Consider the following 18800-nt stretch of genomic DNA (forward strand, 5'->3'; position numbering starts at 1 on the left):
ACTTGTATTTACATTACCACAATAGTAGAACGTTATCCGAATTATTTGACTGGCGAATAAATTCGCTACCTAGACGGTTCGCTCGGTTTCATCTCCCAGCTAAAGAGCGTGGGAGCCTTCACCCATCGCTTTTCCGGTAAAAATGGATCACAATTGAACTGATAAACCTCGTTATCTCTAGGATGGATAAGTCTAAGCGTCTAAAATCCAAAATCCGATCCTAGTCTCATCGTTAAACACCATGCCCAAATCTCCCAAATCCCTCAGCGGTAACCAAATCCGACAAACGTTCCTGGAATTCTACGAAAAACGGCAACACCAGGTTTTGCCGTCGGCTTCCTTAGTCCCCGAAGATCCCACAGTGTTACTCACCATCGCGGGGATGCTACCCTTTAAACCGATATTCCTGGGACAACGCCAGTCGGAATTTTCCCGCGCCACCACCTCGCAAAAATGTCTCCGCACCAATGATATAGAGAATGTGGGACGCACGGCGCGACACCATACCTTCTTTGAAATGCTGGGCAATTTTAGCTTTGGCGACTATTTTAAAGAACAAGCGATCGCGTGGGCATGGGAATTATCCACGAAAGTCTTTGAATTACCCCCAGAACGCCTGATAGTGAGTGTGTTTAGAGAGGATGACGAAGCCTTTGCCATCTGGCGGGATAAAATTGGTATCCCAGCTCATCGTATCCAGCGTATGGGCGAAGAAGATAACTTCTGGGCATCGGGTCCTACGGGTCCTTGTGGTCCTTGTTCAGAAATTTATTACGACTTCCACCCGGAAAAAGGGGACAAGGCTATCGATTTAGAAGATGACACCCGGTTTATTGAGTTCTATAACCTGGTGTTCATGGAATACAACCGGGATATTGAGGGGAATCTTACCCCCCTGAAAAATAAAAATATTGACACCGGCTTGGGATTAGAACGGATGGCGCAAATCCTCCAGCAGGTTCCCAATAACTACGAAACTGACCTGATTTTCCCGATCATCAAAACCGCCGCTGAGATTGCTGGACTTGATTACGCCAAAAGTGATGAGAAGACTAAAGTATCCCTAAAAGTCATTGGTGATCACATTCGCGCCGTGGTTCATCTCATTGCTGATGGCGTTACCGCCTCGAATAATGGGCGCGGTTATATCCTGCGTCGTTTAATCCGGCGAGTGGTGCGCCATGGGCGGTTAATTGGCATTGCCCAAGGAGAGTTTACCACCCAAGTTGCAGAAAGTGCGATCGCACTGGCAGAAGACGCCTATCCGAATGTGCGACAACGGAACGATTCGATTAAAGCTCAATTGCAACGAGAAGAATCTCAATTCCTCAAACGCATAGAAAACGGCGAGAAATTATTGGCAGATATTCTGGCGACAAACCCCCAGCAAATTTCCGGGATGGATGCCTTTACCCTCTATGATACTCATGGATTCCCCTTAGAATTAACCCAAGAAATTGCCGAAGAACAAGGAATTACTGTAGATTTGGCAGGCTTTGAAATTGAAATGGAGAAGCAGCGCCAACGGGCGAGAGATGCCCATGAAACCATTGATTTGACGGTACAGGGAAGCTTGGATAAGTTAGCTGAACATATCCAGGGCACGACGTTCTTGGGGTATAGTGAACCGCATTCTATCGCCCAAGTTGAAGCCTTGTTAGTCGAAGGTAAAGCGGTAGAATCAGCAGAATCTGGTACTGATGTTCAGATTATTTTAGACCAAACCCCCTTCTATGCCGAATCCGGGGGGCAAATTGGCGATCGCGGCTATTTATCGGGCGATAATTTAGTGGTACGGATTGAAGATGTAAAGAAAGAATCCGACTTCTTTGTCCATTTTGGTCGCGTGGAACGGGGAACGATAAATCTGGGGGATACCGTTACCGCTCAAATTGACCGCGCCTGTCGTCGTCGCCTCCAAGCGAATCATACGGCGACTCATTTATTACAAGCGGCGCTGAAAAAGATTGTTGATCTATCTATTTCCCAAGCCGGTTCCTTAGTTGCTTTTGATCGGCTGCGGTTTGACTTCCATTGTTCCCGTTCCCTGACTGCAGAGGAATTGGCACAAATTGAGGAGCAAATTAATACTTGGATTGCTGAAGCTCATGGCGCAGATGTCACCATAATGTCCCTTACAGACGCCAAGGCAAAAGGTGCGATCGCGATGTTTGGCGAAAAATACGCTTCGGAGGTACGGGTTATTGATTTCCCTGGTGTTTCTATGGAACTCTGTGGCGGGACTCATGTGAATAACACGGCGGAAATTGGTGTATTTAAAATCGTCTCCGAAACGGGGGTTGCTTCCGGTATTCGGCGCATCGAAGCGGTAGCCGGTCCTGCGGTATTGGATTATTTGAACCTGCGGGATAAAGTGGTCAAAGAATTATGCGATCGCTTTAAAGTCAAACCCGAAGAAATCCCAGAACGAATTACCAATATCCAGAACGAACTCAAAGCCTCTCAGAAAGAATTAGACGCCGTGAAACAAGAATTGGCTTTAGCCAAATCTGATCAGTTATTGAGTCAAGCTGAATCGGTGGGCGAGTTCAAAGTTTTAGTGGCAAATCTAGGAGACATTGAACCCGACGCCCTGAAAACCGCAGCGGAACGACTTCAGCAAAAATTGGGCGAAAGTGCGGTTATTTTAGGTTCATCTCCTACAGAAGGAAAAGTTAGTTTAGTCGCGGCGTTTAGCACCAAAGTCCAGAAAGACAAGAAACTACAAGCGGGTAAATTTATTGGTGAAATTGCCAAACTTTGTGGCGGTGGCGGTGGGGGACGCCCCAATTTAGCCCAAGCTGGGGGACGAGACGCTAGTAAGCTACCGGAAGCCTTGGATACGGCAAAACGTCAGTTAATTGAACAGTTGCAGTAATCATGTATGGTGGGCAATGCCCACCTTTTTTGCCCTATAAATTAGGCAAGGTATAGTGGTGCATTACGGCAAGATCGAGATGAAAGGAATTATAATAAGTCTAATCATGCCTAATGCATCCTATTAAACGCTAAAAATGATTACTAAACCAGAAAAAGAAAATATCGTCATAAAGATATGTTTTATAGGTTTGCTACTTTCATCTCTCCTGAGTCGGGTAAAATTCACTTATTTTAGTTCTTTTAGCCTGAGTATCCATTATCTCTTGATTCCTTTATTTTCCACTCTATTAATTCTTTTGAACCTAAAAAGCCTAAAACAATTTTGTATTGCTCACTCAAAAATATTGGTAGCTACTGGATTATTATATATCTGGATATTGGTCTGTGCATTTTTTAGCAATTTTCCAGCCACTGCCCTAACTTATACGATAAAATACACCAATTATTTTTTCATCTTTATTGCTTTTTTAAGCCTAAACTTTCCCAAACCGAAAAACATCAAATATTACTGCCTAACTCTATTAGTTATAATACAAGTCATAGCTATTTTAGGTTGGGTAGAAATAGTCTTCCCCAAAATGTGGATGTTTAGACTTTTAAAGTATCCCAGCTTCCATCCTCAGATTGGTTCAATCATGCAAAACCCAAATCAGTTTGGCGTTTTAATGGCGATAGGCGCGAGTTTGACTCTGATTCTATACCAGAAAAAAGTTATTTCTACAATTTACTTCTATATCAGCGAAGTACTGTTGGTTATTTCCCTAGCAATTTCTACAAGCCGAAATGCCTGGTTAGTGTTTATTTTAGGGTTAGTTCTACTTAGGGGAACAAAAATAATCAATAACATTAAGTTTATTTCGTTGTCTTTCTTGTTAGTTATTTGTATCTTATTGTATCCCCCTGCCAATTATAAACTAGGACTAATCAATAGTAATATATTTCCTGGATTTGAGCTATTGAATCAAAACTTTCCCAATCCGAGTTCCCTTGAAACAAAAATATCAAATCCCAAATCAACAGCTTTGTCGAGATTAGCTTTATGGAAAGCGGCTATTAGTGAAATGACTAAACAACCAATAACAGGCATAGGACTAGGCGTTTTTGCAGAACATATAGGAAAACAAGTTTTTGGGGTCAAAGGTTTTCACGCCCATAATATATTTTTAAATATAGGTGCAGAACTGGGAATACCTGGATTACTAATATTTATTGGTTTCTTGTTGAAAATAGCATCGGATCTCAAGCCGAGTAATTTTGTCACTGTGATCATACTTCTATTTTTAGCATCGCAAATGCTTGACTTTTTCATTGAGGACTATACTTTTACAACGATTGAGCTGTATTTTTTATCCCTAGCAGTTATATCCGGAACAAAAGTTAAACCAACGCTCAAGTAAATTTGGATTTTACCATGACTCAACAACACCGATTAAAAAACAATCATTTCTATCTCATATTCCCTAATATCTTTGAATTTAAGGGAGGAGTGCAGGTTTATTCAGCTTTCTTGCTCAAATCATTACAAGAGTTATATCCAGATGCCAATTATGACATTTTTATAAAATATGATAAAAACGATTCAAAAAATCTGCAAAATCTCCAATTTCTACCCCAGACTAAATTTCACTATTTCGGACATTTTCCCCGATTGCTACAAACTATACTTTTGGCAATTACAATAATTGTACAAGGCATTTGGCAGCGTCCAAGTTTAGTAATATCTACCCATATCAACTATGCGATCGCTTGCTATATACTTCAACGAATAAATGGAGTCCCTTACTGGTTCATTGCTCATGGTACTGAGGTTTGGTCTACACAAATAAAATCCCACAAACTCGTATTACAGGGAGCCGAAAAAGTCATTGCTGTTAGTGAATATACACGAGAAAGATTAATCAAAGAGCAAAATATTGACACCGATAAAATTCATATATTATTTAATACTTTTGATGCCAAACAATTCCAGATAAAGTCTAAACCAACTTACTTACTACAACGGTATAATATAACCCCCAATCAACCGATAATATTAACAGTAGCTCGCCTGGGTCGTATGGCTAAGCATAAAGGCTACGATCAAATTCTCCATGCTTTAGTCAAAATTCGTCAGCATATTCCCAATGTTCACTATATTCTCGCGGGTAAAGGTGATGATAGACCGAGGATTCAAACCTTAATTACCAGCTTGAACCTCGATGATTGCGTGACTTTGCCGGGATTTTTGACAGATGAGGAATTATGCGATCACTATAACCTTTGTGATGTGTTTGCGATGCCCAGTCAGGGGGAAGGCTTTGGCATTGTCTTTTTAGAAGCATTAGCTTGTGGTAAACCTGTGTTAGCCGGGAATCAAGATGGTTCTGTTCAACCTCTGGTTAGTGGGGAATTAGGATGCTTAGTTGATCCCAATGATGTAGAGGATATTGCTACCAAACTCATTGAAATTCTCCAAGGACATTATGGGAATAAAATGGTGTATAATCCAGAAGGGTTACGAAAAAGAACAATTGAATTGTTTGAATTGAATCAGTTTAAAACAACCCTGGCAGCATTATTGTCTTCTAATTTAAAATAAGCCCCGACACCCGCCAAGAACTCAAGTTCTTGGCTTATAGCTTAAGTCCATTAAAATGGACTAGAACTAGAGATGCAGTCCTATGCTAGATAACTGCAAGGGTTTAGTTCCTGGGGTTTCAACCCAAGATGGTTTAACGCCAGTGGTGCAAGATATAAGTATTAACGTGAAGTTTTCCTGGGGTTTTCTCAACCTAACCGCTTGCCTTATAGGAGAAACATGAGTTTATAGGCGGACACATTTTCCCATTATAAAAAATTATCCCCCAAAACCGAAACCTTGTCAAGCGATCGCGTCCGATCAAATCCGGTCAAATCCGGTTGAATACTCACACAAGACAGACGGCAGAAGGTAGCAACAAAGAAGAGAATACAAAATTGGTTTGAGAACTTTTTGAGAGAGTGCAACGTTGCGCTTCTCAATCCATTTACTTGATTTGAAGAACTTTTGAAAGCCAAACAGCACTATCAGCAAGCCTCAACGCCAACAGACAAACAACTTGCGATCGCACCCCTGATATTGGCAACAGAAGAAACCGCCGCCGTAGCTAGACAAATGGGATAAGGGTCTGCCAAACTAGAAGATAATCTTGAGCATCTTCATCATGAATCGCCTCAATCACCGCGCCTATAAAATTCTCTGTGCAGAAGTGCACCACTGCACCGGAGACTCCCCAGTCAATCAGGTGGAACGACAAATCGTCCTCAAGCGGTTAAAAAAACTGCGATCGCAACCCGGTTCCCCCGCTTCATTAGCCGAACTACGAGAAACGGTTGTGGATGTGTTACCCCAATTCAGTGAAAAAGAACTCAAGAAAGCTGCCAAAGCTAATCAGCCGCCGGGACTACTTAGTAAAATGGCTTGGACAGGGGCAATCCTGGGGAGTATGGCGGGTTTAGTTTGGGTAGTAAACCTGCCTTACCCAATGATCCGGCGTCCAGTGGCGCGGACGGCACCACTCTTACTATTACCCAGTTATATCCAGATGGATCATAACTATCGCCAAACCATTCGCAACGTTGAACAAGCCGATCAACTGATCAATAATGCTACCAGTGCCGCAGATTTCGGCTTAGGGGAAGAAAAAGTTAAGCTAGCCCAAACTCATCTTGACAAATTACCCGTTTGGTTCTTAGGTTACGAACCTAGATTCTACTGTAGCTTATTTAACTGTAGCTGGAAATTCACCTTCGATGAATTTGAAAGCGCTCGTACTAACGTCGCTCGTATGGAAGCCAAGGTATTCCAGGAGAAAAATGCTCAGATTGAACTAGAGAAAGCCGAAACTGTACTCAATCAAGCCAAACAGCAGTACCAGCAAGCCGCAACGCCAACTGATAAACAAAACGCGATCGCACAATGGCGTTCAGCAATTGATCAATTAGAGCAAATTCCCTCAGCTACCCTCGCCGGACAAACCGCGAAAACCAAGTTCCTCGCTTATCAAAGGGACTTTCAGCAAGTGGTTGGCTTTGCGGCGGATAACCAGCGTACCGGTTACCTGATTGGTGCGGCTCAAGAATTTGCTTTTGCGGCGGCTAAAGCGGCTCAAAATCCGCCCCACACCGTAGCTGAATGGCAACAAATCCAGAAACTTTGGCAACAAGCGATCGCGCGATTGGAAAAAGTACCTCTAGATGATCAAGGTTATCTACAAGCCCAAAAATTACTTGCCACTTATCAAACTAACTTAGGTATTATCCAAACTCGCTCCTCAGCCGAGGCAGAATCAATACAAGCCCTCGATGAAGCTCAACGTCAAATTCAACGTTTGCTCGCCAACACACCTACCGATGCGGCGATTGATCGGAATCTGACCCTTAGTCAGCTTCAGGGTATTATTAATCAACTCAATAAGGTACAATCGGGGACAACTTCCTACCCGAAAGCTCAAGAACTTTTGCTCTCAGCCCAAAATAAACTTAAGCAGATTCAACCCTAAAAAAAGTCATTCGTCATTCATCATTATACCAATAATAAACCTTCTATCTTCTGCTATAAAATCTGGAGATGGTTAACCCGGTAAAATAATTGAACGAACCTCTAATGATGCGATCGCCTTGAACCGAATTCAGTTCCTACCCCATTTCCCCCAGCGACTCCTCGGATTACTGCTCACATTTCTCCTACTCCTGATTCCCCTACCCGCCTTAGCCGCCACCCCAGAACGCCAACCCTTAACCCTGGAACTCCTGCAAGAGAGTCTAAAATCGCCGATTCAAAGCGAAGGCGTTTCCACGATTGATCTGCGCCAGTTCGTTATTGACTTAACCAATGAGAATACAGACTTTCAAGATCAGTTCTATCAACAACTCCAAAGCCAGCTAACTCGTTCTAAAACCCCTCTAGCTTTAGATTTAAGTGAATCCCTGATCCAAGGAGAGTTTACGGCTAGTAAATTAGGCTTAAAAACCGCCCTCTCCCAAGCTACGTTACCCTCCTTATTAACTAAACAAGAACAAGCACAATTGGCAAAAGATGCTCGCTTTATCAGCGAATCCAGAGACCAAGTCCCCTCAATTACTGTCTTTCGGGGTACTCTCAAACTAAATCAAACCCGTCTCAGTGGTACGATTAATTTCGCCAATACTTTCTTTCTGCAACACTTAGAAGTATCTGATGCTGTGTTTATCCAGGAAGTGGATTTTTCAGGGAGTAGTTTTAGCCAGTCCGTTGATTTCAGTAATACTACATTTGGTCGAGAGGTTAACTTCAGCAGTGATACCTTCTTTGATCAGGCTGGATTTACTCAGGTGGAGTTTAAAGGGATGGCGAATTTTAGTTTATCTACATTTCATGGGAAGGGGAATTTTAGTCAGGCGGAGTTTGTCCAGCTTGCCAATTTTACCGGAACCCAATGGCTAAAAGATGCGGATTTCCACCAAGTGATTTGGCGCGATCGCACGTTGTTGAGTAAGAGTCGATTTACTCAGTCGTTGTTACTCACCGAGGCGACGTGGGAAAAGTCTATTAGCCTGCGGGGAAGCCAGTTTCAGCAACCGATTTTAATGCGGGATGCGAGTCTACTGGATCAAATGGATTTGAGTAATACGCGCTTTTCCCCCAATGCTTATGTTAATGTCGCCGGGATGACCTTTGACTCCGACGAAGCCAAACTATTTGGTGATGCCGGTCATGTCGGAAAAATTCTATCAGTTCCTCGACTCGAAGGCAATGAGGATGTACTGCGGAATTTAGTCCGGAACTTTCGCGAACAAGAACAAATTCCCGATGGCAATTCTTTAGATTATCTGCGGGAACGGTTGCGACGGGAACAATTGTGGGGACGTCTGGTGGGTAGCCTTTTCCAGTTAATGAATCGCCAGGATACCCCTGTGCGATCGCGCCATTGGCTAATTGATGCTTTACACTGGGCGGGATTGAGTTTACTGCTGCTATTAAGTGCCGATGGTACAAGTTTTGGCTTAGTTTTCGGCATGGGAATGATCGCGATTGCCTATTTCGGATTGCTGTTTTGGTTTCTAGATCGTTGGCGGCGACGTTATCCTAAACCGATTCTACCCACCTCCCTAGAAACACTGTACATGGTGGGGAGTGGGGCGGCGGCTACTGTGGGGGGTGCGATCGCAATTTTTCAAACCAGTGAACAACCGTGGCTGACGCTATTGTGTTTGGCGGGAATTCTTTTACCGATACCCTTACTGCTAGTGTGGCGACTGTATCGTCAAGGGCGCTATCATGCCCTAATCGATGTTACTTATTTTGTCGAAGATGGGGGGATGCGGCAATTACGCCTGCTGATTGGACGCCTCCCGATTATGCCTCGGTTTGGCTTTTTCCGCGATCGCTATATGCCGATTCTTTGGGATCGTCGCTGGAATTGGCTAAATTATTATGATTTTAGTTTTAATAATTTACTTAAGTTTGGTTTTAATGATATTCGCCTGAGAGAGGAACATGTTCCCGGTATTATTATGACCTTGGCTTGGTATCAGTGGGGTTTGGGTCTTGCTTATATTGCCCTGCTATTGTGGACGCTTTCTCGGACGATTCCTGGGCTAAATTTACTAATTTATCTGAAATAGTAACACTGTTACCCAAATCCCCCAAGTCATCAAATCCCAACATAACCGCCGCGACGAATTTCCCTCAGACCATATAAAATAAACAGGATTCACGAATAGTCACGCAATCACCGACACCTATGCCTCGCCGCGACGATCTTCACAAAATTCTGATCTTGGGTTCTGGTCCCATTGTTATTGGACAAGCCTGTGAGTTTGATTACTCTGGCACTCAGGCGTGTAAAGCCCTCCAGCAAGAAGGCTACGAAGTGGTACTGGTTAACTCCAACCCAGCCACGATCATGACCGACCCAGAAACCGCAGACCGCACCTACATTGAACCCCTGACTCCGGAAATTGTGGAGAAGGTGATTGCCAAAGAACGACCAGACGCCCTATTGCCGACAATGGGCGGTCAAACTGCCTTGAATATTGCCGTTACCCTGGCGAAAACCGGTGTTCTCGACAAATACGGCGTCGAGCTCATTGGTGCTAAACTCGATGCCATCGAAATGGCAGAAGACCGCCAGCTTTTCAAAGAAGCCATGGGACGCATTGGTATCGGAGTCTGTCCCTCCGGAATCGCCAGTACCCTAGATCAAGCCAAAGCCCTTGCCCAACACATTGGCAGCTACCCCCTAATTATTCGTCCAGCCTATACATTAGGCGGGACAGGCGGTGGTATCGCCTATAACCAGGAAGAATACGAAGAAATGGCACAAGCGGGGTTAGACGCCTCCCCCGTCTCTCAAATCTTAGTGGAACAGTCGCTGCTGGGATGGAAAGAATATGAGTTAGAAGTGATGCGGGATCTCGCCGATAACGTAGTCATTATCTGCTCAATCGAAAACCTTGACCCCATGGGCGTCCACACCGGCGACTCGATTACCGTAGCCCCCGCCCAAACTCTCACCGATAAAGAATATCAGCGACTCCGGGATTACTCCATTCAAATTATCCGCGAGATTGGCGTCGAAACCGGCGGCTCAAATATTCAATTTGCCATCAATCCAGTTACCGGGGACGTGATAGTCATCGAAATGAACCCCCGTGTCTCCCGCAGTTCTGCCCTCGCCTCGAAAGCCACAGGGTTCCCCATTGCCAAATTTGCGGCAAAGTTAGCCGTGGGGTACACCTTGGATGAAATTCCCAACGATATCACCCAGAAAACCCCCGCCTCCTTTGAACCCACTATCGACTATGTAGTCACCAAAATTCCCCGCTTTACCTTTGAAAAATTCCCCAACGCCAAACCCGTACTCACCACCCAGATGAAGTCCGTGGGGGAAGCCATGGCAATTGGGCGCACGTTCCAAGAATCCTGCCAAAAAGCCCTACGTTCCTTGGAAATCGGACGCTACGGGTGGGGATGCGATCGCGTCGAAAAACTTCCCTCCCTCGAACAAGTGCGTTCTAGCTTACGTACACCCAACCCGGACCGCATCTTTACCCTGCGTCACGCCTTACAGTTAGGCATGACCGTCGAAGAAATTTATGAACTCACCGCAATTGACCCTTGGTTCCTCGATAAGTTTGCTGATTTACTCGAAACCGAAAAATTCCTCAAGCGCACTCCCTTAAAAAGCTTGACAAAAGAGAATCTTTGGGATATAAAACGTCAAGGCTATAGCGATCGCCAAATTGCCTTCGCGACCAAAACAACGGAAGATGAGGTGCGGGCATACCGGAAGCAACTTGGGGTTGTCGCCGTTTACAAAGTCGTAGATACCTGCGCCGCCGAATTTGAAGCACTAACCCCCTATTACTATTCCACCTACGAAGAAGAAACCGAAGTCATCCCCTCCGATAAGCGCAAGGTGATGATTCTGGGCGGTGGACCCAACCGGATTGGACAGGGAATTGAGTTTGACTACTGTTGCTGTCATGCCGCTTACTCCCTCGCCAAAGAAGGGTTTGAGACGATTATGGTCAACTCCAACCCAGAAACCGTTTCCACCGACTACGACACCAGCGATCGGCTTTACTTTGAACCCCTGACGAAAGAAGATGTCCTCAACATCATTGAAACCGAAAAGCCAGAAGGAATTATCATCCAGTTTGGCGGTCAAACCCCACTCAAACTAGCCGTTCCTCTGCAAGAATTTTTAAACCGTCCAGAAATCCAAGCTGTACTCCCCACAAAAATCTGGGGAACCTCTCCCGACTCCATTGATATTGCCGAAGATCGGGAACGCTTTGAGAAAATCCTGCGCCAACTGGATATCAAACAGCCTCCCAATGGCATCGCCCGCAGTTATGAGGAGGCGTTAAACATCGCCAAGCGCATCGGCTACCCGGTGGTTGTGCGTCCCTCCTACGTCCTCGGTGGACGGGCAATGGAAATTGTCTATTCTGACCTAGAGTTGGAACGTTATATGACCTTTGCGGTACAGGTTGAACCGGAACACCCGATTCTGATTGACAAGTTCTTGGAAAACGCCATTGAAGTCGATGTAGACGCGATCGCAGATCATACCGGTCGAGTGGTGATTGGTGGCATTATGGAGCATATCGAACAAGCTGGCATTCACTCCGGTGACTCGGCTTGTTCCATTCCCTTTATTTCCCTGAGTCCCACGGCAATGGAAACCATTCGCACGAGTACCCATCAATTAGCCACAACGCTGAAAGTTATCGGGTTGATGAATATCCAGTTTGCCGTTCAAGGGGAAACCGTTTATATCCTGGAAGCCAACCCGAGGGCGTCGCGTACCGTTCCCTATGTCTCCAAAGCAACGGGTGTCCCTCTCGCGGCTTTTGCTTCCCGGATCATGGCAGGAGAAACCCTAGAAGCCCTAGGTTTAACCCAGGAACCGATACTCCAGCACATTGCGGTCAAAGAAGCCGTCTTGCCCTTTGATAAATTCCCCGGTACCGATGTCATCCTCGGACCTGAAATGCGGTCCACGGGTGAAGTGATGGGCATTGATACAGACTTTGGTAAGGCATTTGCCAAGGCAGAATTAGCCGCCGGTCAGCTTTTACCTCTTTCGGGTACTGTCTTTGTCTCCACCAATGACCGGGATAAAACCAATGTTGTCCCAGTGGTTCAAGACTTGATGGACTTGGGCTTTAATGTTATTGCCACGGAAGGGACCCGCCAAGCCCTCAAGGATCAGGGGTTGTCGGTTGATTTAATCCTGAAACTGCACCAAGGGCGTCCCCATGTCTTGGATGCGATTAAGAATAAGCAGATTCAGTTGATTATTAATACCCCAACCGGAGAAGATGCCCAAGCCGATGGTCGTTTAATTCGGCGCACCGCACTGGCTTACAAAATCCCAATTGTTACCACGATTGCTGGTGCAAAGGCAACAGCCGGGGCAATTCGTTCATTGAAGTCTCAGCCTTTGGATGTGAAAGCGTTGCAAGACTACATTCACGATATTCACTAAGCAGTGATCGGTATCAACAGTGTCTGGTGATCGATGAGCCACGATCAGGGGTTGCCGATCACAAAATAACCGCCTAAAGTTCAATCCGGGTTTGACTGCAATTGCCTCAATTCCAGCAAATCCAATGGACTTTAGGCGAAAACAGGGATTAGGTTAAGGTAGAATGTATTTGTCTATACTTAAAAAAAAATCATCGACTGATAAATTATCAAAGAAGTACAAATTGACCTGACTAAAGATTACACTGGGAGAAAAATAGACGTAAAATTGGGGTAAGTGGGGTTGTAAGAGAGTCAAGAATGGGTAAAATAGCGTTGTCTGAACGGACAGCCTCTGTACCCCATACTCCCGTTTCACGATAGTGATATCAACTTGGTGTTAGCAGCCGTGGAAATGTGACCTCGACAACAAGCAGCAGGAGCCATCCTTAATCATTCCACCGTAGAATACAGTGTAAGTCATAAACTGCTGCCCCATCGGTCAAATCGCCCAACGTTTTTAATAGTTAAGCAGATTGTGAATCGCGATGGCTGTATCGGTTTCTCAGGCGGCAACATGTCCCAACAGCACTCAAATTCCGGTGTCTTTGAAATCTCTTCCCATCACACCTGTTCCGGATACTCTGGTGATCACCTATCTCCAGATGACCGATCCGACTCAATTCCGTCCGGCGTATCTCAACTACCCCGAGGGGATCAAAATGATGTGTATGGATACGCCTGATGTTGCCTTCTATCGTTTCCTGTACAGTACTGTGGGTAAGCCCTGGCGTTGGCGCGATCGCTTATCCTACTCGGATGAAGAACTGCAAGAGATTCTCACTGCCTCTGAAACCAGTATTCATATCCTCTATGTCAATGGTGCGCCCGCCGGATACATTGAATTGGTCAAGCGTCGCGAGGGACCTTCAGGGCGGTTCTACTCGACAGAAATTGTATATTTTGGGTTGCGCGAAAACTATCTAGGGCGAGGGTTAGGCAAGCATTTACTCAGCCACGGTATTGCTTATGCTTGGAACAAAGGGACGCAACGCCTCTGGATTCATACCAGCAATCTGGATAGCCCCTACGCCCTAGATAATTGCATTAAACGGGGCTTTAAAATCTATCGGATTGAGAAAGAACCCATGCCAGAGTTTTATCGTCAACCCTAACGGGGTGATGGGGGAGCCGGGGGAGCCGGGGGAGCCGGGGGAGCCGACCGTAGTCAAGTATTTTCAAGGAACCCTTATGAGAGTAGCGATCCAGAAAAATTTTACCCACAACTTTAAGCTTGCCAGCCTAGTAGGGTGGGCAATGCCCACCAACCTTAAGTTAGTGCCATTGAACTTAAATTAGATTAAATCAGATATATTGTCTTCACTTGAGATAACGACAGCTGATGCGACCAATGCACAAGTCGCAGAGAAATGGCACAATATTGGTCTGTCGATCTGCCAAAGTCTCAAGCTTAATGGATTAAGGTAGAGAGATAAGTTTTGTCATGCTCCAACCGATCAGGGTTAGCCATTTCCTTAGCTGTCAGCCAACTGATGTATCCATTGCCGTTGAGTGACCGTCGTTAAGCACCAGAGTCAGCGTGAGAGCCTAGAGTTCAGCCTACAGCACTTCCTAACACAGATTCTCCTTTTCGATTGTCAGGTGTACATTTACTAATCTGGGAAACATTTCTACCAATGTATCCAAGCCCATACTACAGCATCACCCACCGACCATGCAGACTATCGAAAAGACAGAAACCCAACTTCTAGAGCTGAAAACCCGCCTGAGTGAAATCAATGATCTCGAAGCCGCCGCGTCTCTGTTGTACTGGGATCAGGCAACTTATATGCCGCCAAAAGGTGCAGCCGCTCGCGGACGACAGCTAGCGACATTGCAACAAATTTCCCATAGTAAATTTATTGAAGAAGCCATGGGTCAGCTTCTAGAGGACTTAAGCTCCCTAGAAGCCAGTTTGCCCTACGACTCTGACGAAGCCAGTTTATTGCGTGTCACCCGCCGCAAATATGAGCGGGCGGCGCGGGTTCCAGCCACGTTTATGGCAAAATTCTCTCGCCATCGCACAGAAACCTACGGTGCATGGGTAGCCGCACGCCCCGAGAATAATTTTGCTGCGGTTGAACCTTATTTGGAAAAAACCCTAGAGTTGAGTCGGGAATTGGCGAACTTTTTCCCAGGATACGATCATATTGCCGATCCGTTAATTGATTTTGCGGATTATGGTATGCAAACGGGCTTTTTGCGATCGCTGTTTACCCAGTTGCGAGACGAATTGGTGCCGATTGTGGAAGCGATTACCGCCCAAAAGGAGACGGATGATAGTTGTTTGCATCAGGATTATCCGGCTCAAGAGCAGTTGGCATTTACCCTGAAAATCATTGAGCAGTTGGGGTATGACTTTCAACGGGGACGACAAGATCAAACCCATCACCCCTTTATGATCAACTTCTCCACAGACGATGTCCGGATTACCACTCGCGTCTACGACAATGACCTCGGACAGGCGCTGTTTAGTAGTATTCATGAAATGGGTCATGCTTTGTATGAACAAGGCATTAGCCCAACCTTAGAAGGAACTCCCTTAGCGGGTGGCACCTCGGCAGGTATTCATGAAAGTCAATCGCGGCTGTGGGAAAATATAGTCGGGCGCAGTCGCGGCTTTTGGCAATTCTTCTATCCCCAACTACAAGCCGCATTTCCCCATCAGCTCAAGGATGTTCCCTTAGAGACATTCTATCGAGCTATCAACAAAGTCGTGCGATCGCTAATTCGCACGGATGCAGATGAGGTTACCTACAACCTCCATGTCCTGATCCGCTTTGACTTAGAACTACAATTGCTCGAAGGGAGTTTAACCGTCCGTGACCTACCAGAAGCGTGGAAAGAACGCTATCGTTCAGATTTAGGGATTGTCCCCGAAACGGATACTGATGGAGTCCTGCAAGATGTTCACTGGTATACCAGTCAAATTGGTGGCATGTTCCAATGCTACACCCTCGGCAATTTGATGAGTGCCCAATTTTTTGAAGCCGCGAACGCGGCTCATCCCGAAATCTTAGCTAAGATTGAGCAAGGACAATTCAGTACATTGCATAATTGGTTAAGAGAAAACATATACCAACACGGTTGCAAGTACACAGCGGCTGAATTAATCAAGGGCGTCACCGGTGCAGATTTGCACATCGCTCCATTCATCCGTTATATCCGGAAAAAGTACGGGCAACTTTACGACTTGTAAGGATTGCCTGAATTTTCCTGTGTTGCTCAACCCCATAAAACACTCGTGCAGCAAGGTTTTGATTAACTGACCTGCTCAATTACCCCTCCTACCCCACGCCCGAAAAAAAGTGGTTACTTTCCTGTTACCGCTTTGGAGTAGGGCGTTTTTTGGGAGTCTTTATTTTGAAGAAAACCCTTGGAACGTTGTAATGCTCAATCTAATCCAGAACGTACTCAATTGTGAAGAACGAAATGATTTGCGCCAATTTGCTAGTCAATTAAAACAGTCAGGACCGAGGTATCTGCTGCGAAACGATATTCTGTCTGATTTTAGTAAATACTGCGCCGACCAGCAGAAACCGGACTATTATTATCATTCGTCTAATCTAGGACGACTGATTTATTACACTCAGGAAATTATTCTCGATCAGGAAAGTCTCTACCTGATCATCCGACCCAAGATTGCCGAACAAGAAGCGTTTCAAGTTCTGGAAGACTTAACAGTTGAGCCGATCACAGTTCAACAACTGCTCGATGTGCGCGATCGCTTCGTCAACCATTATCGTCCCAATGAAGGGGATGTCCTCGAACTTGATTTTAAACCATTTTACGATTATAGTCCAATCATTCGGGACTCCAAAAACATTGGCAAGGGTGTCCAGTTCCTAAATCGCTTCCTTTCGAGTAAACTGTTTCAAGATCCCCGCCAATGGCAGGAATCGTTATTCAACTTCTTAAGTCTCCATGAAGTGCAAGGGACTCAGCTGCTGATTAACGGACGGATTAAAAGCCAGCAGCAGCTTTCTGATCAGGTGAAACTAGCCCTCGGCTTTGTTAGCGATCGCGCCGATAATGAACCCTACGAAACCTTTCGCTTCAATCTACAAGACATGGGGTTTGAAGCGGGTTGGGGGAATACCGCCAGTCGAGTCCGAGAAACCCTAGAAATACTCGATGAACTGATTGATTCTCCCGATCACCAGGGACTTGAGAAATTTCTGTCCCGCATCCCGATGATTTTTCGGATTGTTTTAGTCTCCATCCACGGTTGGTTTGGACAAGAAGGAGTCTTAGGACGTCCCGATACAGGGGGTCAAGTCGTTTATGTTCTGGATCAAGCGCGGAGTTTAGAAAAGCAGCTACAAGAAGATATTAAACTCGCCGGCTTAGAGTTGTTGAATGTCAAGCCAAAAGTGATCATCCTTTCCCGTTTAATTCCCAACAATGATGGCACGCGCTGTAACGAACGCTTAGAAAAAGTTCATGGCACGGATAATGCTTGGATATTGCGCGTTCCCTTCCGAGAATTTAACCCTAACTATACCCATAACTGGATTTCTCGGTTTGAGATTTGGCCCTATCTGGAAACCTACGCCATTGATGCAGAAAAAGAACTCCGGGCAGAATTTCAAGGGGTTCCTGATTTCATTGTCGGTAACTATTCCGATGGTAACTTGGTGGCATTTCTCCTATCCCGCCGCATGGATGTGACTCAGTGTATTGTTGCCCACGCCTTAGAAAAATCTAAATACCTATTCAGTAACCTCTACTGGCAGGAATTAGAAAACCAATATCATTTTTCTATCCAATTTACCGCTGATTTGATTGCCATGAATGCGGCAAACTTCATTATCAGCAGTACCTATCAGGAGATTGTGGGGAAGCCGGATAGTGTGGGTCAGTATGAATCTTACCAGAATTTCACGATGCCGGATTTGTATCATGTTGTGAATGGGATTGAGTTATTTTCACCCAAATTTAATGTTGTACCGCCGGGAGTGAATGAACAGGTTTACTTCCCTTACACCCGTACCGAGGATCGGGTTCCTCGCGATTGTGAACGCTTAGAGGACTTAATCTTTACCTTAGACGATCCGTCTCAAGTCTATGGTACACTGGATGACCCGAAAAAGCGCCCCCTGTTTTCCATTGCGCGTCTTGACCGGATTAAAAATCTGACGGGTTTAACTGAATGTTTTGGCAAGAGTAAAGCATTACAAGAGCAGTGTAACCTGATTTTAGTCGCCGGGAAATTACGCACGGAAGAATCAACGGATAACGAAGAAAAGGATGAAATCGTTAAACTCTATCGACTCATCGACGAATATAATTTACACGGTAAGATTCGTTGGTTAGGCGTGCGCTTACCCAAGCGGGATTCTGGGGAAATCTATCGGGTGATTGCGGATCACCGAGGTATTTTTGTCCAGCCTGCGCTGTTTGAAGCCTTCGGTTTGACAATTTTAGAAGCAATGATTTCGGGGTTGCCAACCTTTGGGACGCAGTTTGGCGGACCGTTGGAAATTATTCAGGATAAGGTGAATGGTTTCTTAATTAATCCCACGAACCTGGAAGAAACGGCTGATAAGATTTTGGATTTTCTCTCCAAATGTGAACAAAATCCAGATGATTGGTTAGAAATCTCAAATCGGGGAATGGAACGGGTGTATAGTACCTATACCTGGAAGATTCACACTAGCAGACTCCTATCCTTGGCGCGGATTTATGGCTTTTGGAATTATACCTCTAAAGAAAAGCGGGAGGACTTGCTGCGGTATATTGAGGCGTTGTTTTATCTCATTTACAAGCCTCGCGCCCAACAATTGTTAGAAGAACATCTGAAGCGTTGAGCCTTTATCACCCCCTTTTTCCACGGCGATTGAAATCGCTGCTACACAAACAAAGTCCGCCTGCGCGGACTAGG

At 45.4% G+C, this 18800-nt stretch carries 9 protein-coding genes; all 9 read left to right on the forward strand.

What is annotated here, in order from left to right:
* The first annotated feature begins 241 nt into the window (after positions 1-241).
* The 9 genes from alaS (at position 242) to RID09_RS14780 (ending at position 18726) form a co-directional block, all read left to right on the forward strand.
* Complete coding sequence (gene alaS / locus RID09_RS14740; RefSeq protein ID WP_446336682.1) at positions 242-2878, forward strand: alanine--tRNA ligase; 2637 nt, start codon at positions 242-244, stop codon at positions 2876-2878.
* A 136-nt stretch (positions 2879-3014) separates the two neighbouring features.
* Positions 3015-4277 (forward strand): O-antigen ligase family protein, encoded by a 1263-nt coding sequence (locus RID09_RS14745; RefSeq protein ID WP_446336683.1) that lies wholly within the window; start codon positions 3015-3017, stop codon positions 4275-4277.
* 14 nt (positions 4278-4291) lie between these two features.
* Positions 4292-5458 carry a glycosyltransferase family 4 protein gene (locus tag RID09_RS14750; RefSeq protein WP_446336684.1) on the forward strand — a complete coding sequence of 389 codons (1167 nt, stop codon included), beginning with the start codon at positions 4292-4294 and terminating at the stop codon, positions 5456-5458.
* 604 nt (positions 5459-6062) lie between these two features.
* Positions 6063-7400 carry a hypothetical protein gene (locus RID09_RS14755; protein ID WP_446336690.1) on the forward strand — a complete coding sequence of 446 codons (1338 nt, stop codon included), beginning with the start codon at positions 6063-6065 and terminating at the stop codon, positions 7398-7400.
* A 118-nt stretch (positions 7401-7518) separates the two neighbouring features.
* Positions 7519-9504: a pentapeptide repeat-containing protein gene (locus RID09_RS14760; protein ID WP_446336685.1), complete on the forward strand. Its 1986-nt coding sequence runs from the start codon at positions 7519-7521 to the stop codon at positions 9502-9504.
* Between the two features lie 119 nt (positions 9505-9623).
* Complete coding sequence (gene carB, locus RID09_RS14765) at positions 9624-12878, forward strand: carbamoyl-phosphate synthase large subunit (RefSeq protein WP_446336686.1); 3255 nt, start codon at positions 9624-9626, stop codon at positions 12876-12878.
* Between the two features lie 526 nt (positions 12879-13404).
* Positions 13405-14031, forward strand: a complete 627-nt coding sequence (locus RID09_RS14770; protein ID WP_446336687.1) for a GNAT family N-acetyltransferase — start codon at positions 13405-13407, stop codon at positions 14029-14031.
* Positions 14032-14591: 560 nt separating this feature from the next.
* The gene (locus tag RID09_RS14775; protein WP_446336688.1) at positions 14592-16115 is read left to right on the forward strand and encodes a carboxypeptidase M32; all 1524 of its coding nucleotides are present in this window, start codon (positions 14592-14594) and stop codon (positions 16113-16115) included.
* 190 nt (positions 16116-16305) lie between these two features.
* Positions 16306-18726, forward strand: a complete 2421-nt coding sequence (locus tag RID09_RS14780; protein WP_446336689.1) for a sucrose synthase — start codon at positions 16306-16308, stop codon at positions 18724-18726.
* Positions 18727-18800 lie beyond the last annotated feature (74 nt).

Source organism: Coleofasciculus sp. G1-WW12-02 (assembly GCF_040219735.1).
Classification (GTDB): domain Bacteria; phylum Cyanobacteriota; class Cyanobacteriia; order Cyanobacteriales; family Coleofasciculaceae; genus Coleofasciculus.